This is a genomic window from Nitrospira sp., from assembly GCA_029194675.1.
Classification (GTDB): domain Bacteria; phylum Nitrospirota; class Nitrospiria; order Nitrospirales; family Nitrospiraceae; genus Nitrospira_D.
This window is the reverse complement of sequence record JARFXP010000003.1, coordinates 192,327-213,545: the sequence shown is the minus strand read 5'-3', so window position 1 is coordinate 213,545 and position 21,219 is coordinate 192,327. Positions and strand designations below refer to the sequence as shown.

Genomic DNA, 21,219 nt, shown 5'->3' with positions numbered 1-21,219 from the left:
TTCTGAATAACACCCGAGGGTATGGAATGCCTCTGCTGAGAACACCCATAGAACGACCTATCAAGATCCGTTAGGATCCGACGTGTCGGCCTCGGGCGAAGTCTGAGTTTTACCGACGTCGTATCGGTCGAGGAGCCGATACAGCGTTCGCCTGCTGATGCCGAGCAAACGCGCTGTCCGCTCCTTGTTGCCCTGGGCGGACTCCAGCATCTTAAGCACCTGATCTCGCTGCAGCGCCTTGAGCGTGCCGGGCAAGAGGTGAGTGTGGTTCGAGATGCTTCCGTCTTTACGAAGGATTTCAGAAGGAAGGTCATCGAGCGCGAGGATCGCGTGCGAGGTCAGCGCCACCGCTCGTTCCACGACGTGCTCTAACTCACGCACATTGCCCGGCCATGCATAGCCCGTCAGCGCCCGCATCGCGGCGGGGGAAAAGGACGTGACCGGCACTTCTTTTTCATCTCCGTAGCGTGCCAGAAAGAACTCAGCCAGTAAGGGAATGTCTTCGGGCCGCTCCCGGAGCGGCGGGATGAAAATGTTCACCGTATTCAGCCGATAGAGCAGATCCTCCCGAAACCGACCGGCCTCGATCAAGTCGGCAAGATTCCGGCGCGACGCGGCGATGATCCGCACATCCACTCGGACCGACTCGTTGCTCCCGATCCGTCGGACTTCTCCTTCTTGGAGGACGCGCAGCAGTTTGGCCTGGCCGGCCGACGAGAGATCGCCGACTTCGTCCAAGAAGAAGGTGCCGCCGCTCGCCTCCTCCAGCAAGCCCCGCCGTAAGATATGGGCCCCGGTAAACGACCCCTTGATGTGACCGAAGAGTTCGCTTTCGAGCAAGGAGTCGGGAATCGCACTGCAGTTCACGGCGACGAACCGGTGCGTGGCCCGGGGGCTGTTGTCGTGGATGGCGCGGGCGATGAGTTCCTTGCCGGTGCCGCTCTCCCCCTGAATCAACACGGCGGTCCGGCTGCGAGAGACTCGTCCGACGAGTTTGAACACCTCGACCAGTTTCTTGCTTTGCCCGATCAACGAGGCGGTCCGCGGCCGTTCACTGAACGCACGTGGAAGCGTACGATTGTCCTCGATCAGGCGCCGGTACTCGACGGCGCGCGTCATGGTGAGCACGAGCTCTTCGAGATTCACCGGTTTGGTGATGTAATTGTAGGCCCCCAGCTTCATGGCTTGGATCGCCGTGTCGACGGAACCGAACGCGGTTAACAGGACAATCGGCATCTCCGGCATGGTCTTGCGAAGAAAATCCAACAGATCCAACCCGGACAAGGGGGCCATGCGGATGTCGCTCAAGACGGCATCGTACATCACCTCATTGGCCTTGCTCAGGGCTTCTGCACCATCGCAGGCGATATCCACCTCGAAGCCGACTTGGCTCAAGGCTTCGGCCAGCATCTCCCGATTCTGTTGGTCGTCATCCACGACCAGGATTGCAGGCAAGCCACTCATCGGCGTCTCCGGATCTCCCGTTCCGTCCACAGCGGCAGATCCACCGTGAACTCCGTACCCTGTCCCACCGCACTCTTCACGGCGAGGCTGCCACTGATCCATATAACAAATTCAATCAGAGAACCATTTCCTCCGTTACTGTCTCTAAGCACGTGCCATGCCAAGAGCCTGTGTATGCCCTGCGTTACTCTTGTCCATCTTTCTCGCAAGCGATACTCCGCGATGGAATCCTACGACATTGAGCAGCCGGACAAGTTGGTTTCGCTGAGCATGCAATTGAATTTGTTATGATGTCTTTTGATAGACCTCGCCGGTTTCTTGATGGACGAGAGAGGGCGTAGTCGCACATGACTGTCGTTTTGCCTCGCCTCGAAAGCAGCGAAACTCTTTGACTGAGACTCTCTAGGCGCTACAGACGTGCGGTTTCCGACTGACGGAGGGGTTGTCCTCAATATTGTCTAGCGTCTCTTTCAGGATTGAAACGCAGTACTCCGAAAAGCAACCTACAACACAGAGCTCAAAGACAAACACATGTTTTGCTGAGTAATTCGACGATTGGTTTCTCAGTCTGCTCGCGCTGCAGCACCAACCTTTCTCAAAGAATCGCTTTTGACGAATCGCTCCGAATCCATCGCCGATAGATCGCTTCTGAATAGGTCATCTTGGCACACCTATGTATTACTGACACAGTTGTGTTTTGCGCGAAATTCATTTTATCCGGGGAAAACAAGCCTAATTGTCATGATTCGTACGACATGGGTACATCACTAAGTTAGGCAAACACCTTGCACAGTATCGGTCTCATGATCCGCATTCAAGATGACGATCTCGCAATTGGGTCGATGGTCGATCAGGACAGTCCGATGAAAGAATCGGCGGCTGGCATGCTGCATCGGTTACTTCAAGCTCGATCGCTGAGAAACTTTATGAAGCTGAGCGATGACGTTCCTGAGAAGCACCCTCGTATGGTTGTTGTTAACAGTCTTCTTCCATGAATAAGAATAAGAGGATCTTGCATGAATAAGATCGTTCTCATTGCTCTGCGCAGACCGTACACCTTCGTGGTGATGTCGATCCTCATCGTGCTGTTCGGGGGGCTGACGATCCAGCACATGCCGACCGATGTCTTCCCGAATATCACGATTCCGGTCACCTCCGTCGTCTGGATCTACTCCGGCCTGTTGCCGCAACAGGTGGAAGGCCGCATCACGTATCTGTTCGAACGGTTCGTGACCGCCACCGTGGAAGGCATCAAGTACATGCACAGTCACTCGTACTACGGGAGCAGTATCACCAATATCTATCTCCAAGACGGAGTGGATGTCGGTCGAGCCGAAGCGGATATCATGGCCATTGCCCAGACGGTCGTGAAAGCGTTGCCGCCGGACATTTCTCCGCCCATGATCATGCGACTCGCCCCCTCGTCGATCCCCGTGGCGATGCTGGAGGTGAGCTCCGACAACATGACCCCGGCGGAGCTCTATAACCTCGCCTACATGCGGATCCGACCGCTGCTCGTAACCGTCAACGGCGCCATCCTGCCGCATCCCTATGGAGGCCAGGATATGCAGGTCATGGTCAACCTCGATCCGCAGAAAATGCTCGCGCGCAGCCTCACGCCGTCCGACATTCACAATGTCCTCATGAAGCAATATCGCGTGCTGCCCACCGGCGATATCAAGATCAACACAACGGACTGGATCGTCCAGACGAATGCGTCACCGCTGCAGATCGAAGAGTTCGCCAATATCCCGGTCAAGCGGGAAGGCAACGCGTTCGTCTATCTGCGCGACGTGGCCTCGGTGCGCCTCATGGGCCGAGTCCAGCAGAATGCGGTGCTGGTGAAGGGCAAGCAGACCGTCATCATCGTCGTCATGAAGAGCACCGAGGCCTCGACTCTGGCGGTGGTGGATGGGATCAAGAAGATGATTCCTCGGGCCGAGCACGTCGTCCCGGAGGGGGTGAAGATCAGGCTTCTGGACGACGCTTCGACCTTCGTCAAGGATGCGATCTCCGACGTGGTCCACGAAATGCTGACCGCCGGCGCGCTGGTCGGCCTCATCGTGTTGCTGTTGCTCGGCTCCTGGCGGGCCACCGTCATCGTCTGGACGTCGATCCCGCTGTCCATCTTGACCGCCATCATCGGCTTGCATTGGCTCGGGGAGACGATCAACGTCATGACCTTGGGCGGTCTGGCCCTGGCGGTCGGGATCCTCGTAGATGACGCAACCGTGATGATCGAAAACATCGATCGCCATCTCGAGATGGGCAAGCCGCTGGAACAGGCCATCATCGACGCCGCCAATCAGATCGTCGTCCCGACGCTCGTCGCCACGCTGTGCATCGCAATCGCCTGGCTCCCGCTCTTCGGGCTCACCGGTGCCTCAGGCTATCTCTTTAAGCCCATGGCGGAGGCCGTCATGATCGCGATGATCGCCTCGTTCATCCTTTCGCGCACACTGGTGCCGACCATGGCCAAATATATGATGAGGAGTCACCATGTCGCAACCGCATGAAGACCACCAGCACGGACAACCCGACGCGGAATCGTTGCGGAGGCTGGTCATGAGCATCGAGGGCGAAGCATGAAGCAGATCGTCGCAATAGCCTTGCGCAGGCCATACACCTTCGTGGTGATGTCGATCCTCATCGTGCTGTTCGGGGGGCTGACGATCCAGCACATGCCGACCGATGTCTTACCGAATATCTTGATCCCCGTCACCTCTGTCGTCTGGATCTACTCCGGCCTGTTGCCGCAACAGGTGGAAGGCCGCATCACATATCTGTTCGAACGGTTCGTGACCGCCACCGTGGAAGGCATCAAGTACATGCACAGTCACTCGTACTACGGGAGCAGTATCACCAATATCTATCTCCAAGACGGAGTGGATGTCGGTCGAGCCGAAGCGGATATCATGGCCATTGCCCAGACGGTCGTGAAAGCGTTGCCGCCGGACATTTCTCCGCCCATGATCATGCGACTCGCCCCCTCGTCGATCCCCGTGGCGATGCTGGAGGTGAGCTCCGACAACATGACCCCGGCGGAGCTCTATAACCTCGCCTACATGCGGATCCGACCGCTGCTCGTAACCGTCAACGGCGCCATCCTGCCGCATCCCTATGGAGGCCAGGATATGCAGGTCATGGTCAACCTCGATCCGCAGAAAATGCTCGCGCGCAGCCTCACGCCGTCCGACATTCACAATGTCCTCATGAAGCAATATCGCGTGCTGCCCACCGGCGATATCAAGATCAACACAACGGACTGGATCGTCCAGACGAATGCGTCACCGCTGCAGATCGAAGAGTTCGCCAATATCCCGGTCAAGCGGGAAGGCAACGCGTTCGTCTATCTGCGCGACGTGGCCTCGGTGCGCCTCATGGGCCGAGTCCAGCAGAATGCGGTGCTGGTGAAGGGCAAGCAGACCGTCATCATCGTCGTCATGAAGAGCACCGAGGCCTCGACTCTGGCGGTGGTGGATGGGATCAAGAAGATGATTCCTCGGGCCGAGCACGTCGTCCCGGAGGGGGTGAAGATCAGGCTTCTGGACGACGCTTCGACCTTCGTCAAGGATGCAATCTCGGACGTCCTGCATGAAATGTTGATCGCCGGCGCGCTGGTCGGCTTCATTGTGCTGCTGTTGCTCGGCTCCTGGCGGGCCACCGTCATCGTCTGGACGTCGATCCCGCTGTCCATCTTGACCGCCATCATCGGCCTGCATTGGCTCGGGGAGTCGATCAACGTCATGACCTTGGGCGGTCTGGCCCTGGCGGTCGGGATCCTCGTGGATAATGCGATTGTGATGATCGAAAACATCGATCGCCATCTCGAGATGGGCAAGCCCTTGGAACAGGCCATCATCGACGCCGCCAATCAGATCGTCGTCCCGACGCTCGTCGCCACGCTGTGCATCGCAATCGCTTGGCTGCCGCTCTTCGGGCTCACCGGCAGTTCCGGCTATCTCTTTAAGCCCATGGCGGAGGCCGTCATGATCGCGATGCTCGCCTCGTTCATCCTTTCGTTCACACTAGTGCCGACCATGGCCAAATATATGATGAGGAGTCACCATGTCGCAACCGCATGAAGACCACCAGCACGGACAACCAGGCGCGGAACAATCATCGAATATCTTCGTCCGCTTTCAGAAGGGGTTCGAGCGTCGCTTCAACAAGTTCCGAGAGCGCTACGGCACGTTGTTGGAATGGGCGATCGCTCGTCGTCGCGCCTTCGTCACCGTTTCGCTCGCCGTCGCGGTAGCCTCGATGGGCCTGTTTTTCTTCCTCGGTCGCGACTATTTCCCGGAGATCCGGTCGGGGGTTTTGCAAATGCATATGCGGGCGCCGCTCGGAACGCGCATCGAGGTGAGCGGGCGTCTGTCCACGTTGGTGTCCTCCAGCATCGAAGAGCTGTTGCCCGATCAAGTCGAAAACATCGTCAGCAATTGCGGTCTGCCGGTCGGGCCGCACAATCTCGCGTTCATTCCGACGCCGACGGTCGGCTCTCAGGATTGCGATTTGACGATCCTCTTGAAGGACGAAAAGTCTCCCGTGTGGGAGTACCGGCAGATCGTCCGCAAGGGCTTGAAAGAACGGTTTCCGGGGACCGAATTCACGTTTCAGCCGTCCGATCTGACCGCCAAGATTCTCAACTTCGGCGCGCCCGCGCCGATCGACGTGCAGGTCAACGGCCCGGATATCTACGCCAGCTATGAGTTTGCCCGGAAATTGATGGACAAATATCGCGAGATCCCCGGCGCCACAGATGTGGTCATCCAGCAAACAATGCGCACGCCGACCATGATGGTCGAAGGCGACCGCACATTCGGACTCGGAGTCAATAGAACTCTGTCGGACATGGCCGACAACCTGCTCATGACGACTGCCGGGAGCCAACAAGTGGATCAGGTTTACTGGCTCGATCCCTCAACCGGTATGTCGTATCTGATCAACGTCTATACACCGCAACCCTTCATCAATAGCGTCAATAGTCTCAAGACCGTCCCGGTCGACTCAGCAAATGATACCACCACTAACGAAGTGCAACTCCTAGGTAATTTAACCGATCTGTCGGTGGAGGGAACGCCGGGCGTGGTCACGCACGGCAACATCATGCCGCTCTTCGACATCTATGTCTCGGCCGAGGACCGCGACCTCGGTTCGGTGCTGGCGGACGTTGAAAAGGTTACCAAGAGTCTGGAGCACGAGAAGCCTCGCACGGCTGAAATTGAAATCCACGGCCAAGCCGAGCTGATGCGGGACGCCTATTTCGAGCTGATCTTCGGACTGCTCGCCGCGATCGTGCTGATCTATCTGTTGATCGTCGTCAATTTCCAATCCTGGCTCGATCCCTTCATCATCATCACGGCCTTGCCCGGCGCGCTGGCGGGTATCGCCTGGGCCTTGTTCCTCACCCATACGCGTCTGTCCGAACCAGCGCTGACGGGCGCCATCATGTGCATGGGAACAGGGACCGCCAATTCGATCCTCGTGGTGTCCTATGCGCGCGAGATGCTTCAAGAGCACGGCGACGCATTACGGGCCGCGATTGAAGCCGGAACGACCCGGTTCCGCCCGGTGCTCATGACTGCCGCGGCCATGATTATAGGGATGGTCCCCATGGCGACGGGCTATTCGCAGAACGCGCCGCTGGGTCGCGCCGTCATCGGCGGCTTGCTCATGGCCACGCTCTTCACCCTGTTTTTCGTACCCTGCGTGTATGCCATCGTTTACAGCCGGCGTATGGCTACACAACAGAAGGAGATCTCATGATAATGACATCCATTAAATCACGTATCATCATTGCAACCGTCATTGTGTGCGGAGCCTACCTCGGCTATCGGATGCAAGAGGCCAAAAGCGACGCCGCCTTGCTGCACAACAAGACGCTCGAAGAGGCCGTGCCCACGGTCGCGGTCGTTTCTCCCAAGCCGCTTCCAGGGTCCGAGACGATTGTGCTTCCCGGCAATATCGTGGGTTGGTACGAGGCGCCGATCTACGCGCGGGTCACGGGCTATGTGAAGATGTGGCACAAGGACTACGGTGACACCGTGAAGGCAGGCGACCTCCTCGCCGAAATCAGCACTCCGGATCTCGACGCCGAATTTCGGCAAGCTCATGCGGATTTGGAATCCGAGCGCGCCAAGTATCGGCTCGCCGAGGTGACCGCGAATCGCTGGATCGCGCTGCGCCCCAATCATGCGGTGTCCGAGCAGTCGATCACGGTGCAGGAACAAAACATGAGAGCCCAAGGCGCGATGGTCAAGGCAGCGGAGCAAAAGGTCAAGAACATCGAGGCGTTCATCGGGTTCAAAAAGATCGTCGCGCCGTTTGACGGTGTCGTCATCCAACGCAACATCAACGTCGGCGACTTGGTCAGTAAGGAGGGCAACCTCAGCACCCCCAATGCGAAAACCAACCTGTTTACAGTCGCCGTCGTCGATAAGTTGCGTCTCTTTGTCAGTGTGCCGGAGGCGTTCGGGCCTTTTCTCAATCCAGGCTTGACGGCCGACGTGACTGTGCCGCAATTGCCTCATCGGCATTTCAACTTCCAGTTTCTGACCGTTGCCAAGGGATTCGAGGTGGGCACGCGCACTGCAACCACTGTGTTCACGATCGAGAACGAGGACCGAGCGCTCTGGCCCGGCTCCTACGCCCAGGTCCACCTGACGGCGCCGATCGATCGACAAGCCTTCACGATGCCCTCCACTGCGTTGGTGTTCCAGGAGCGAGGCACACAAGTGGCCGTGGTAACGGAGGACGACCGTATCCATTTGAAATCCGTCAAGGTCAGTAAACTCATGGACCAAATTGTCGAGATTGAAGAGGGACTTTCACCCAGCGACCGCATCGTGAACAACCCCAGCGCCGCGTTGCTCGAAGGCAACAAGGTACGCATCGTCACACCCACGGCCGGCTATGATCTTGTCACGGGAGAGAAGCCGGCACCAGAAGCCGCGGCACCAAAGGAAGGATCATCGTCGACCCTATGACAACATTACAGCCGATCGATATAAGTGCGCGCGGGCGAACGACACCAGCAATGTCCACCCCCTGGCTCAACTCGGCATGGCGCTGCAGCTTGGTGCTGGTGGCGCTCACCTTTCCGGCGTGCAGTGATTGGTTACCGCGCGCCAATCTGGCGCCGACCTATGAGCCGCCGGAATACGTCGTACCGGCGTCGTGGCATGGCTCCAGTCCCTTCGTGGAGGCCAATCCGTCGGATGCGGAACTGCGCCCGGATTGGTGGAAAGCGTATAACGATCCGGTGCTGGACAAGCTCGTCGAACAGGCCATGGAGGCCAATCCGGACCTCCAGGCCGCCGCCGAGCGGTTCGTGCAGGCCCGCAATGTCATGATGAAGGCCCGGGCGCAATACCTGCCGCAGATCGGGATCGAATTCGGCGGGTCCCACCAACGCCAGTCGTTTGAGCGACTCTTTCGGGCCCCTGAGAGTCCGCTGCAACAAGCCACGATGGAACTGGGCGGCCTGGCCTCCTGGGAGTACGATTTATGGTCGGCGCTCCGCAATACCGCCCAGGTGGAGACCTACCGAGCCCAAGAACGGGCCGCCGACTGGGGCCTCGCCCGCCTGAGCCTCCAAGCGGAGGTAGGGGCCGACTATTTCCTCCTCCGGGGCTTCGACGCCCAGACGGCCATCTACGTGCAATCGATCGACCTCTACAAAAGCACGCTCGACCTCGTCAACTCCCAGTTTGCCGGCGCGATCGCGTCCGCCCTCGATGTCGCCCGGGTAGAATCGCTGTACTACAGTACCCAGACGAAACTTGCGCAGGTGCAAGCCCAACGCCAAGTGACGGAACAGGCGATCGCCATCCTCCTCAATGTGACGCCGACCAGTTTTACGATTGACCCGGTCAATGAACTGCGGGTCGCCAACTTTACGGTGCCGCGTGTCCTGCCCGCCACCTTGCTGGAGCGCCGGCCCGATATCGCGGGCAGTGAGCGCCGGATGGCCCAGGCCAGCCGCACCGTCGGGATCGCCCGAGCCGCGTTTTTTCCCAACCTCGCGTTTCGTGCGGATGGCGGCTTTGAAGACGGCTTCAATCTGGTCAAGCTAGCCAATAGTTTCTGGGCCTATGGCGCAGCCGTGTCGCTCCCGGTGTTCCAAGGGGGCTATCGCCGCGCCCAATTGAACCAGGCGTGGGCGGCCTATCGCGAAATGGAGGACCTGTACCGATCGACCGTGCTCAACGCGTTTCGCGAGGTCGAGAGCAATTTGACCCTGACGAACCGCCTGACCCTCGCGGCCGATCGGCAAGACGCCGCCGTGGGCGCGTACTTCAAAACGCAGAATCTCACCATAGAACTGTACCAGGGCGGCCTGGCGTCCAGCCTGGAAGTCATTTACGCCGAGCTCCAGACGCTGCTGGCGCGCATCGACGCAGTGCAAATCAAGGCCGAACTGCTGCGCTCCTCCGTCGCCCTCATCCGCGCCCTGGGCGGAGGGTGGAACCGTCAGCAATTGCCCTCGGACGATCAGATTCAACCGTTTGGGACGTTCCAATATGTCAACCTAGACAAAGCGCCTCCCGCCAGCGGGATCGCTGGGCACGCCGACAATAACCATTTGTACAACGATCTGACCAAGCCCTCGGTGCGGCAATGAGGGTTTGCCTCTGCGGCCTCTACGGACGTAGAATAGGAGCGGCATCGATGGGCTGGCCCCCAGGGGACCGGGTGCGTGGGCGATGGGGAGGACGGCTCACAACGGGGTGAGCATGCCAGCCGAATGCGCTCGATGAATCAGGAAGGCGAGGCTGGCTAGGCCGAGCCCACGAGCGACGACTTCTGGATGTCCGGGGCCGAGAGTTGGTCCGACGCCCAGCCATCCAGGGAGGAGCGGGTCTCCGGTGCTCGATCTGAGCAGCCGATGTCGAAGAAGGCGGGCGGGCTCAGCGGCGAGCATCAGTTCGGGCCCCCCCTCCCTCCGGCAACTATCTCCCGAACGACGCGGCTGACCAGCGGAATGCCCACGACCGGGGCCCCTAATCCGTTATGATGGCGGGGCCTCGAGCACGCATGGCGAGCCGTTGGTCCAGGAACTGAGCCGTGAACCGTCCCTGAGATTAGGGAGTCGCTCTGGAGGCGGTCGGCCTCCTGAGGTGGTTCTCTGGACGAGAGGAGTGAGAATAGATGGCTGGTATGCAGATGAAAACCCTCATCATTGTGGCCCGGGACTCGATGTTAGGGGACTTAGAGGAGCTCCTGGAGCGAAACGGGGTCAAGGCCTACACGGTCCTGAGCAACGTCATGGGGAAGGGGGTCTCGGGGCGCGTGTATGGGACCTTCCTCAATCCCGACACCAATACGATCATTTTTGCGGTCCTCCCCTCCGACCATGCCGACCAGGCGGTCACGGCGCTGCAAACCCTGCATGCCACCCGCAAAGCCTCGTCCCATGACACCCCGATCCCGCTCAAGGTCTTCTCGTTCCCTTGCGAAGAGCATGTGTAGCGCACCCGTCAGGATCAGGAGCCGGTGGGATCCGGGACATCGGCCTCGGTCGGAAGCCGAGTTTTGCCGAGTCCGTATCGGTCGAGGAGCCGATACAGCGTTCGCCTGCTGATGCCGAGCAAACGCGCCGTCCGCTCCTTGTTGCCCTGGGCGGACTCCAGCATCTTAAGCACCTGATCTCGCTGCAGCGCCTTGAGCGTGCCGGGTAAGATCTCGATGCGGTCCGCATGACTGCCGTTAGTCTGCAGGACTTCGGGCGGCAGGTCGTCGATGGAGAGGATTGCATGTGAGGCCAGCGCCACCGCTCGTTCCACGACGTGCTCTAACTCACGCACATTGCCCGGCCATGCATAGCCCGTCAGCGCCCGCATCGCGGCGGGGGAAAAGGACGTGACCGGCACTTCTTTTTCATCTCCGTAGCGTGCCAGAAAGAACTCAGCCAGTAAGGGAATGTCTTCGGGCCGCTCCCGGAGCGGCGGGATGAAAATGTTCACCGTATTCAGCCGATAGAGCAGATCCTCCCGAAACCGACCGGCCTCGATCAAGTCGGCAAGATTCCGGCGCGACGCGGCGATGATCCGCACATCCACTCGGACCGACTCGTTGCTCCCGATCCGTCGGACTTCTCCTTCTTGGAGGACGCGCAGCAGTTTGGCCTGGCCGGCCGACGAGAGATCGCCGACTTCGTCCAAGAAGAAGGTGCCGCCGCTCGCCTCCTCCAGCAAGCCCCGCCGTAAGATATGGGCCCCGGTAAACGACCCCTTGATGTGACCGAAGAGTTCGCTTTCGAGCAAGGAGTCGGGAATCGCACTGCAGTTCACGGCGACGAACCGGTGCGTGGCCCGGGGGCTGTTGTCGTGGATGGCGCGGGCGATGAGTTCCTTGCCGGTGCCGCTCTCCCCCTGAATCAACACGGCGGTCCGGCTGCGAGAGACTCGTCCGACGAGTTTGAACACCTCGACCAGTTTCTTGCTTTGCCCGATCAACGAGGCGGTCCGCGGCCGTTCACTGAACGCACGTGGAAGCGTACGATTGTCCTCGATCAGGCGCCGGTACTCGACGGCGCGCGTCATGGTGAGCACGAGCTCTTCGAGATTCACCGGTTTGGTGATGTAATTGTAGGCCCCCAGCTTCATGGCTTGGATCGCCGTGTCGACGGAACCGAACGCGGTTAACAGGACAATCGGCATCTCCGGCATGGTCTTGCGAAACGAATTCAACAGATCCAACCCGGACAAGGGGGCCATGCGGATGTCGCTCAAGACGGCATCATATATCACCTCATTGGCCTTGCTCAGGGCTTCTGCACCATCACAGGCGATATCCACCTCGAAGCCGACTTGGCTCAAGGCTTCGGCCAGCATCTCCCGATTCTGTTGGTCGTCATCCACGACCAGGATTGCAGGCAAGCCACTCATTGGCGTCTCCAGATCTCCCGCTCCGTCCACATGGGCAGATCCACCGTGAACTCCGTACCCTGTCCCACCGCACTCTTCACGGCGAGGCTGCCGCCGCTGTCCGTCACCACGCGCTGGCAGATCGCCAACCCAAGTCCTGTTCCGCCTTGCTCGTGTCGCGTCGTGAAAAACGGCTCGAATATTCGTGATAAGTGTTCAGGAGGAATCCCATTGCCCGTGTCGGCGATGGTCAAGCGAACCGCCCTGCCGTTGACGACCGCACCTTCACTCACTATAACGGTTCCTGGAAGCTCCGTCCCGCAGACAGTGTGCGTCCGGATCGTCAATTTCCCACCGGACGGCATCGCCTGGACGGCGTTAACGGCCAAGTTGAACAGCAATCCATGCAAGGCACGGGGGTCACCGGCAACCGGCGGGAGATCGGCTTGTAAGTCCGTCTTCAGGGTCACGTGCTGCTTTTGCAGATCTGGTGAAAGCAGGGACAACACTTCTTGGATGGTGCAGTTGAGGCTGATGGGAGCCGACCGGAGACGCACACGGGTCTGATCCAACACCTGCCTGATGATTGCGACCATGCGATCGACCTCGGATCGAATGACGCCAAGATGTCGCTGCCGGTTCGAGGATTCGCCGCCATGGGTGAGCATTTGCAAATGGCCGGAGAGCGCGTTTAATGGGTTGCCCAATTCATGGGCCATTGTGGCGGACAACTCTCCCAGAGCGGCCAAACGCTGACTTTCTTCCACCGCGAGCCTCGCCTCGACCAGGTCACTGTTGGCTCGCTGCAGTTCCTCAGTGGCCTCTGCGACCCGCTTCTGCAGCGTCTGGTTGAAATGTTGAATCTCATCCAGGAGACGATCCTTTTCTAATCCGGCTTCCCGCACGCGATCAAGCATGCGATTGAACTGACCCGTCACCTCTCGAATTTCAACCGGGCCTGTGGTCGCTGCATGGCTGGATAGATCTCCAGCCTCCACGTTCCGCATGGCATGCAAGAGCCGGTGAACCGGCCGATGGATCTTGACATGGATCAACAGCAAAAAGGTCAACGATGCGACGAGGACGACGCCGATGCCGATCGCTTTGGCCAACTCAATTTCCTGCTTGATGAGATCATCATACTCTTGCACCGAAAACAGCCCGCGCAACGCGCCGACGACTTTGCCGTCGATCGCAATCGGAGCCGTAATGCGCCAAGCCCGCTCTGCCGATGATTCATCGAGTTGCATGATCGGGCGTCCCGCTTCAATCTCAGCTCGCTCCTGTGGGTCTAACGTTTGAGGTGGTACTTTCGGATCGGTGCTCACAATGAGGAAACTGGACGAGGGCGTGATTTCAAACACAGAGAGACGCAGGATTCGAGGGCGGATCTCGCGCACATCCTGGATCAGTTCTTGGAGAACTGCCACATCCTCGATTCCTCCTGTCCTGCCGATCATATTGCCCACAAACTCGGAAATGCGGAGAAACGCGACGTGGCGATTTTCCGCTCCTGCCCGATTGACGATGTCCCTTTCAAGGAGTGTCATGAGGCCGATCGACAGTCCGACAAGCATGGCTCCGGTGACGATGAACCAGGCCATGATGCCGTCGAACTTGAACCACTTTTTGAACATCTCGCCTTCGTCAAACGGTTCCTCCCTATACTTATACATACGCAATAGGTTCGATGACATCCGGGGTATCTCCAGGCACTTTCTTAGCTGAAGTAGCGGGACATTATTTCGGTTGTATAGCTAGGAAGTGACTCTGCCATATGAAAAATAGTGAAACCTACGACTTTGACCTCGGTATTCCCCCACAGTCAGCCAATGTCACAATGACACATACTGCAAAACATGATCCTGACACAGTATCGTTTGTCATTGACTGATTAAACGATAACTTCACGGTCAACGTATCGTTCATCACCTCTAAATTACGTTTACATTACGATAAACGAGCGATCGCGCACGTACCACACTTTTCTAACCCGCACATATTTCGACTAACCGTTCACGAGTACCGATGCTTCTCTCTGCGTCAGTGGAGGCCAAAAACCAAGTATAGATGGGCTGATCATCGTTTCTGTTTCTGATCGTAGTTCAAAGACATAAGGCGAACATCGATTTCGAGAAAATGCCAACACAACCGCTAAGATATTGAGTAAGTCGTCCATTCGTTGAGCTTCATATTCTGTTGACCGGATACCTTTGGCACAGTGTGCAATTGTGACACGATCCGTCTGTAACGAATTGTCACGATTTTGTGTCATGGCATGCCAGGCAGACACCTTGCTAAGTAGTTCGGTCATGAACCATGGTTTATGAATTTCTTCTCAACGATGCTTTTATCTCGGAATAGGTTCTCTAGGGTTAAAGACAGGGAAATCAGGGTGGGACAGTGTGAGTTCGGAGACCGCAAAGCGGACTCACACTTCTGACAAAAAACAACTTCGATATTATGGAGAGCCCCCTCATATGAAACAGCTTGTCCACATCGCCTTGCGCAGACCATACACCTTCGTTGTGCTGGCCATCGTTATCGTGGTGTTCGGAGCATTGGCAGTGTCCGAGATGCCGACCGACGTTTTCCCGGTCATTCAAATTCCAGTCAGCTCCGTCGTCTGGATCTACGACAACCTGATGCCGCAGGATGTCGAGGGACGCATCACATATGTCTTCGAGCGCTTCCTGACGCAGACGGTCGAAGGCATCAAATACATATGGAGCAACTCGTTATTCGGCAATGCCATTATTAATATCTATCTTCAGGACGGAGTCGACCTGGGCGGGAGTGAAGCCGATATCGCGGCTATTGCGCAAACCACCGTCAAAGCGCTGCCTCCGGATATCAATGCCCCCATGGTCATGCGCCTGTTCCCGTCCCAAGTCCCTGTGGCCACATTACAAGTCACCTCAGACTCACACACACCGGCGGAACTCTATAACCTCAGCATCATGCGCATTCGGCCCCTCTTGGTCACGATACCGGGCGCGATCCTGCCGCATCCCTATGGAGGCCAGGACATGCAGGTGATGATCAATCTCGATCAACAGAAATTGCTCGCTCGTCATCTTACTCCGGCGGAGATCCACCAAGCCCTCGACAGACAGAATCTTGTGTTGCCCGGAGGTGATATCAAGATCAAGTCGACCGACTGGATTGTTCTGACCAACGCGCAACCGCTGAAGATCGAAGACTTCGACGACATCCCGATCAAGAAGGAGGGGAACGCATGGATCCATCTGCGCGACGTCAGCGTGACGCGTCTCGCCGGACGGGTGCAAACCAATGCCGTCATAGTGGAGGGGCAGCAGGCCGTCATCCTCGTCGTCATGAAGAGCAGCGAGGCGTCGACCCTGGAAGTGGTGGACGGGATCAAGGAGATCCTCCCACGCATCCAGGATGTCGTGCCTCAAGGCGTGAAGGTGAAGCTCCTCATCGACGCTTCGGGTTTCGTGAAGCAGGCAATCGCAGACGTGTTGCACGAAATGATCATTGCCGCCGGGTTGGTCGGCTTGATCGTGCTGGTATTGCTCGGTTCCTGGCGACCGACGGTCATCGTCTTGGCGTCGATCCCGCTGTCCATCCTTGTCTCGATCATCGCCCTGCATGCGCTCGAACAGTCGATCAATATCATGACTCTGGGAGGATTGGCCTTGGCAGTCGGCATTCTCGTCGACAATGCCGCGGTCATGATCGAGAATATCGATACCCATCTCGCTGAGGGTAAACCGGTGGAGACCGCGATCCTCGACGCCGCCGGTCAGATCATCCTTCCAACCTTCGTCGCCACGTTGGCCATCACAATCGTCTGGGTCCCAATGTTCCATCTGAGCGGGATCTCCGGCTGGGTATTTCCGCCGATGGCGCAAGCGGTCATCTTCGCGATGATCGCCTCCTTCATCTTGACGTACACCCTGGTGCCCACCATGGCGAAATACATCCTGAAGGCTCACAACGCGCATGGGCATGGTGGACAATCCCACGCGGAACAGTCGCGGAACATCTTCACCCGCTTTCAGCAGGGGTTCCAGGACGGTTTTGAACGGTTCCGTCAACGCTATACCGGGCAGCTTGAACGGGCCGTTGCTCATCGTGGCCGTTTTGTCGTCGTCTCGTCTGTCGTAGCGGCAGGCTGCCTCGTCCTCTTTTACTTCAATGGGCGCGAGTTCTTTCCCGAGATCCGGTCAAACATATTACAGATGCACATGCGGGCGCCGCTCGGCACGCGCATCGAAGCTGCCGCGCGTATCACGTCTTTGGTCGCAAAGGACGTCGAACGCCTGTTACCTGGACAGGTTCAAGACATCGTGAGCAATTGCGGCATACCGGTCGGGGCGCATAACCTGGCGTTCATTCCGACACCGACGGTCGGTACCCAGGATTGCGATTTGACGATCTCACTGACGAATGAGAAGGCACCGGTGTGGGAGTTTCGCGACATTCTTCGTAAAGGTCTATCGGAACGCTATCCAGGAAGCGAATTTACGTTCCAGCCGGCCGACCTGACCGCAAAGATTCTCAATTTCGGCTCACTCGCGGCGATCGATGTGCAGATCAACGGCCCGGATCTCTATGCCAACCATGAGTTCGCCCGCAAATTGGCTGGTAAATTTCGACAGATCCCCGGCTCAAGCGACGTAGTAGTCCAGCAGCCGATGGGCATGCCGACCCTCCTCGCAGAATCCAACCGTCAGTTCGCGCTCGGTATGAACCTGGACCAGACGGACTTCGGCAACAACATGCTTGTGACGACCGCCGGCAGTCAGCAGGTGGACCAGAAGTATTGGCTGGACCGCCAATCCGGCATGTCCTACCGGATCAACGTCTATACGCCACAGTCGCAGCTCACGAGCGTCAAAGACCTTATGACCGTTCCAGTTAGTCGGGAACACGAGTCCTCGGAAGGGGAGAAAAACGTGCAGCTCCTCGGCAATTTGGCGAATATTTCAGCAATCGGCACGCCTGGTGCGGTCACACACGGCAATATCATGCCGCTTATCGACGTCTATGTGGCGGCTGAGGGACGCGACCTCAACTCCGTCTTGGTGGAGGTCGAGCGGGTCATTGACGATATGAAATCAGAGCTGCCTCGAGGCTCAATCATCGAAATAAAAGGCCAAGCTGAAGTGATGCGCGCCGCGCTTCGTGAAATGCTCTTCGGCCTCATTGCAGCGGTTGTGCTCGTCTATCTTCTGATCGTCGTCAATTTCCAATCTTGGCTCGATCCCTTCATCATCATCACCGCCTTGCCCGGCGCGCTGGCGGGCATCGCGTTGTCCTTGTTCATGACCCATACGAATATTTCCGTCCCGGCGTTCATGGGCGCGATTATGACGATGGGCACGGCGACAGCCAATTCCATCCTGCTTGTGTCCTATGCCCGCGAACGGCTCGCCGCCCATGGCGATGCATTGCGGGCCGCGGTGGAGGCCGGAACAGCCCGTATCCGCCCGGTGCTCATGACCGCCGCAGCCATGATCATCGGCATGCTCCCAATGGCGACGGCGAATTCTCAGAATGCGCCACTGGGCCGCGCTGTCATGGGCGGGTTACTAGTCGCCACCCTGTTTACCCTGTTTTTTGTGCCTTGCATGTACGCAATGATCTACAATCGGCGAACCGTTAGCCAAAAGGAGCTTGTCTAATATGAACATTATGCGTGCTAAAGCCCTTGCAACTCTGGGAATTGTGCTGTGCGCCATGTATTTCAGTTATCGTTACTATTCCGCCGAGACCAATGCTGCAGTTTTGCGCGAGACCACTCTTGACCATTCGATTCAGAAGGTGTCCGTGATCACTCCAAAGATGCTGCCGCCAAGCGAGACGATCACACTCCCCGGCAATATTCAGGCTTGGTATGAGGCACAGATCTACGCGCAGGTCTCCGGCTATGTGAAGATGTGGCACAAGGACTACGGGGCAATAGTTAAGAAAGGCGACGCGCTCGCGGAAATCAACGCGCCGGCGCTCGACGCCCAATATGCCCAAGCCAAAGCGGATTTGGAAACCGAGCGAGCTAAGTATGTACTGGCTGAACTGACCGCGAATCGCTATGTGGCGTTGCGACCAAATCAGGCGGTCTCCGAGCAGTCGATCTCGGTGCAGGTTCAAGAGGCAAAAGCCCAGGCGGCGAGAGTCAGAGCTTCGGAGCAGAACGTCAGGAACTTCGAGGCACTGATCCGGTTCAAGACGATCGTGGCGCCCTTTGACGGTGTGGTGACCGCGCGCAACATCAACGTCGGCAACTATGTCAATAAGGAAGCTACGCCTGGAGAAGGCGGCTCTAGCGCAATCAGGGACCTCTTTACCGTGGCCGACGTCAACAAACTACGCCTCTTCGTCAGCGTGCCGGAGACATTCGGGCCCTTTCTCCAGCCGGGTTTGACGGCCGACATCACCGTGCCGCAACTACCCAATCGCCATTTCACCGGCAAGTTTCTGACCGTCGCTCGCGGATTCGACGTCAGTACGCGTACGGCCATTACGGTCTTCGAGATTGACAACGAGGACAGGGCGCTCTGGCCCGGCTCCTACGCCACTGTTCGTCTCACAGCACCGGTCGAAAAGAACGTTCTCACCATTCCCACAACTGCGTTGGTGTTCCAGGAGCATGGCGCGCAAATAGCACTGGTGACCGAGGATGATCGCGTGCATTTCAAACCAATCACCATGAGCAGAGTCCTCGACAATGTCATGGAGATCACAGAAGGGATTACCGAAAGCGACCGCATCATCAACAACCCCAGTGCCGCGTTGCTCGAAGGCGACAAGGTTGTCCTGGTCACGCCAGCACCGGGATATGAGCTGACAGATGAGCATCCACAAAAACCTTCATCGGTCAAGGAGGTTGTGGACAAGAAGGTTGCGGACAAGGAGGTTGCGTCCAAATGACGGGCGAACCTTTACAATCGAGTGCGCAGGTGTCGCGTACCAATCACGCCGCAGGTTGGCACGCCGGTCTCATGGTGTTGGTGGCGCTCACCTTTCCGGCGTGCAGTGATTGGTTACCGCGCGCCAATCTGGCGCCGACCTATGAGCCGCCGGAATACGTCGTACCGGCGTCGTGGCATGGCTCCAGTCCCTTCGTGGAGGCCAATCCGTCGGATGCGGAACTGCGCCCGGATTGGTGGAAAGCGTATAACGATCCGGTGCTGGACAAGCTCGTCGAACAGGCCATGGAGGCCAATCCGGACCTCCAGGCCGCCGCCGAGCGGTTCGTGCAGGCCCGCAATGTCATGATGAAGGCCCGGGCGCAATACCTGCCGCAGATCGGGATCGAATTCGGCGGGTCCCACCAACGCCAGTCGTTTGAGCGACTCTTTCGGGCCCCTGAGAGTCCGCTGCAACAAGCCACGATGGAACTGGGCGGCCTGGCCTCCTGGGAGTACGATTTATGGTCGGCGCTCCGCAATACCGCCCAGGTGGAGACCTACCGAGCCCAAGAACGGGCCGCCGACTGGGGCCTCGCCCGCCTGAGCCTCCAAGCGGAGGTAGGGGCCGACTATTTCCTCCTCCGGGGCTTCGACGCCCAGACGGCCATCTACGTGCAATCGATCGACCTCTACAAAAGCACGCTCGACCTCGTCAACTCCCAGTTTGCCGGCGCGATCGCGTCCGCCCTCGATGTCGCCCGGGTAGAATCGCTGTACTACAGTACCCAGACGAAACTTGCGCAGGTGCAAGCCCAACGCCAAGTGACGGAACAGGCGATCGCCATCCTCCTCAATGTGACGCCGACCAGTTTTACGATTGACCCGGTCAATGAACTGCGGGTCGCCAACTTTACGGTGCCGCGTGTCCTGCCCGCCACCTTGCTGGAGCGCCGGCCCGATATCGCGGGCAGTGAGCGCCGGATGGCCCAGGCCAGCCGCACCGTCGGGATCGCCCGAGCCGCGTTTTTTCCCAACCTCGCGTTTCGTGCGGATGGCGGCTTTGAAGACGGCTTCAATCTGGTCAAGCTAGCCAATAGTTTCTGGGCCTATGGCGCAGCCGTGTCGCTCCCGGTGTTCCAAGGGGGCTATCGCCGCGCCCAATTGAACCAGGCGTGGGCGGCCTATCGCGAAATGGAGGACCTGTACCGATCGACCGTGCTCAACGCGTTTCGCGAGGTCGAGAGCAATTTGACCCTGACGAACCGCCTGACCCTCGCGGCCGATCGGCAAGACGCCGCCGTGGGCGCGTACTTCAAAACGCAGAATCTCACCATAGAACTGTACCAGGGCGGCCTGGCGTCCAGCCTGGAAGTCATTTACGCCGAGCTCCAGACGCTGCTGGCGCGCATCGACGCAGTGCAAATCAAGGCCGAACTGCTGCGCTCCTCCGTCGCCCTCATCCGCGCCCTGGGCGGAGGGTGGAACCGTCAGCAATTGCCCTCGGACGATCAGATTCAACCGTTTGGGACGTTCCAATATGTCAACCTAGACAAAGCGCCTCCCGCCAGCGGGATCGCTGGGCACGCCGACAATAACCATTTGTACAACGATCTGACCAAGCCCTCGGTGCGGCAATGAGGGTTTGCCTCTGCGGCCTCTACGGACGTAGAATAGGAGCGGCATCGATGGGCTGGCCCCCAGGGGACCGGGTGCGTGGGCGATGGGGAGGACGGCTCACAACGGGGTGAGCATGCCAGCCGAATGCGCTCGATGAATCAGGAAGGCGAGGCTGGCTAGGCCGAGCCCACGAGCGACGACTTCTGGATGTCCGGGGCCGAGAGTTGGTCCGACGCCCAGCCATCCAGGGAGGAGCGGGTCTCCGGTGCTCGATCTGAGCAGCCGATGTCGAAGAAGGCGGGCGGGCTCAGCGGCGAGCATCAGTTCGGGCCCCCCCTCCCTCCGGCAACTATCTCCCGAACGACGCGGCTGACCAGCGGAATGCC

12 protein-coding genes are annotated in these 21,219 nt (G+C 58.4%); 9 read left to right on the top strand and 3 right to left on the bottom strand.

The window, feature by feature from the left end; translation table 11 throughout:
• Positions 1-60: 60 nt before the first annotated feature.
• Positions 61-1,566: a sigma-54 dependent transcriptional regulator gene (locus P0120_15940; protein ID MDF0675803.1), complete on the bottom strand. Its 1,506-nt coding sequence runs from the start codon at positions 1,564-1,566 to the stop codon at positions 61-63.
• Positions 1,567-2,480: 914 nt separating this feature from the next.
• On the opposite strand from P0120_15940, the gene P0120_15935 reads away from it, so the two are divergent.
• From P0120_15935 to P0120_15910, 6 genes are all read left to right on the top strand, one after another.
• Positions 2,481-3,980: an efflux RND transporter permease subunit gene (locus tag P0120_15935; GenBank protein ID MDF0675802.1), complete on the top strand. Its 1,500-nt coding sequence runs from the start codon at positions 2,481-2,483 to the stop codon at positions 3,978-3,980.
• 69 nt (positions 3,981-4,049) lie between these two features.
• Positions 4,050-5,549 (top strand): efflux RND transporter permease subunit, encoded by a 1,500-nt coding sequence (locus P0120_15930; protein MDF0675801.1) that lies wholly within the window; start codon positions 4,050-4,052, stop codon positions 5,547-5,549.
• Positions 5,533-7,233 (top strand): efflux RND transporter permease subunit, encoded by a 1,701-nt coding sequence (locus P0120_15925; GenBank protein MDF0675800.1) that lies wholly within the window; start codon positions 5,533-5,535, stop codon positions 7,231-7,233. The genes P0120_15930 and P0120_15925 overlap by 17 nt, the downstream gene beginning before the upstream one ends.
• Positions 7,230-8,453, top strand: a complete 1,224-nt coding sequence (locus P0120_15920; protein ID MDF0675799.1) for an efflux RND transporter periplasmic adaptor subunit — start codon at positions 7,230-7,232, stop codon at positions 8,451-8,453. Before P0120_15925 ends, P0120_15920 begins: the two co-directional genes overlap by 4 nt.
• Positions 8,454-8,503: 50 nt before the next feature.
• Positions 8,504-10,090 carry an efflux transporter outer membrane subunit gene (locus P0120_15915; GenBank protein ID MDF0675798.1) on the top strand — a complete coding sequence of 529 codons (1,587 nt, stop codon included), beginning with the start codon at positions 8,504-8,506 and terminating at the stop codon, positions 10,088-10,090.
• A 527-nt stretch (positions 10,091-10,617) separates the two neighbouring features.
• Positions 10,618-10,938: a hypothetical protein gene (locus P0120_15910; protein ID MDF0675797.1), complete on the top strand. Its 321-nt coding sequence runs from the start codon at positions 10,618-10,620 to the stop codon at positions 10,936-10,938.
• A gap of 14 nt (positions 10,939-10,952) precedes the next feature.
• Here the strand turns inward: P0120_15910 and P0120_15905 are convergent, their stop codons facing one another.
• On the bottom strand, positions 10,953-12,356 hold the full coding sequence (locus P0120_15905; protein ID MDF0675796.1) for a sigma-54 dependent transcriptional regulator: 1,404 nt from the start codon (positions 12,354-12,356) through the stop codon (positions 10,953-10,955).
• Entirely contained in the window at positions 12,353-14,032 is a 1,680-nt protein-coding gene (locus P0120_15900) for an ATP-binding protein (protein MDF0675795.1), read from the bottom strand. The genes P0120_15905 and P0120_15900 overlap by 4 nt, the downstream gene beginning before the upstream one ends.
• Before the next feature lie 783 nt (positions 14,033-14,815).
• Here P0120_15900 and P0120_15895 point away from each other — a divergent pair.
• The 3 genes from P0120_15895 to P0120_15885 are packed head-to-tail and all read left to right on the top strand — an operon-like array spanning position 14,816 to position 20,854.
• A complete protein-coding gene (locus P0120_15895; GenBank protein MDF0675794.1) occupies positions 14,816-17,989 on the top strand; it encodes an efflux RND transporter permease subunit in 3,174 nt (1,057 codons plus the stop codon).
• Position 17,990: 1 nt separating this feature from the next.
• Positions 17,991-19,235, top strand: a complete 1,245-nt coding sequence (locus P0120_15890) for an efflux RND transporter periplasmic adaptor subunit (GenBank protein MDF0675793.1) — start codon at positions 17,991-17,993, stop codon at positions 19,233-19,235.
• Positions 19,232-20,854 (top strand): efflux transporter outer membrane subunit, encoded by a 1,623-nt coding sequence (locus tag P0120_15885; GenBank protein MDF0675792.1) that lies wholly within the window; start codon positions 19,232-19,234, stop codon positions 20,852-20,854. Before P0120_15890 ends, P0120_15885 begins: the two co-directional genes overlap by 4 nt.
• Positions 20,855-21,219: the final 365 nt, after the last annotated feature.

Excerpts from the sequence above, each read along its gene's own strand:
- P0120_15940 (MDF0675803.1), bottom strand. The coding sequence starts at position 1,566 with ATGGATCAGTGGCAGCCTCGCCGTGAAGAGTGCGGTGGGACAGGGTAC.
- P0120_15935 (MDF0675802.1), top strand. The coding sequence starts at position 2,481 with ATGAATAAGATCGTTCTCATTGCTCTGCGCAGACCGTACACCTTCGTG.
- P0120_15930 (MDF0675801.1), top strand. The coding sequence starts at position 4,050 with ATGAAGCAGATCGTCGCAATAGCCTTGCGCAGGCCATACACCTTCGTG.
- P0120_15925 (MDF0675800.1), top strand. The coding sequence starts at position 5,533 with ATGTCGCAACCGCATGAAGACCACCAGCACGGACAACCAGGCGCGGAA.
- P0120_15920 (MDF0675799.1), top strand. The coding sequence starts at position 7,230 with ATGATAATGACATCCATTAAATCACGTATCATCATTGCAACCGTCATT.
- P0120_15915 (MDF0675798.1), top strand. The coding sequence starts at position 8,504 with ATGTCCACCCCCTGGCTCAACTCGGCATGGCGCTGCAGCTTGGTGCTG.
- P0120_15910 (MDF0675797.1), top strand. The coding sequence starts at position 10,618 with ATGGCTGGTATGCAGATGAAAACCCTCATCATTGTGGCCCGGGACTCG.
- P0120_15905 (MDF0675796.1), bottom strand. The coding sequence starts at position 12,356 with ATGAGTGGCTTGCCTGCAATCCTGGTCGTGGATGACGACCAACAGAAT.
- P0120_15900 (MDF0675795.1), bottom strand. The coding sequence starts at position 14,032 with ATGTCATCGAACCTATTGCGTATGTATAAGTATAGGGAGGAACCGTTT.
- P0120_15895 (MDF0675794.1), top strand. The coding sequence starts at position 14,816 with ATGAAACAGCTTGTCCACATCGCCTTGCGCAGACCATACACCTTCGTT.
- P0120_15890 (MDF0675793.1), top strand. The coding sequence starts at position 17,991 with ATGAACATTATGCGTGCTAAAGCCCTTGCAACTCTGGGAATTGTGCTG.
- P0120_15885 (MDF0675792.1), top strand. The coding sequence starts at position 19,232 with ATGACGGGCGAACCTTTACAATCGAGTGCGCAGGTGTCGCGTACCAAT.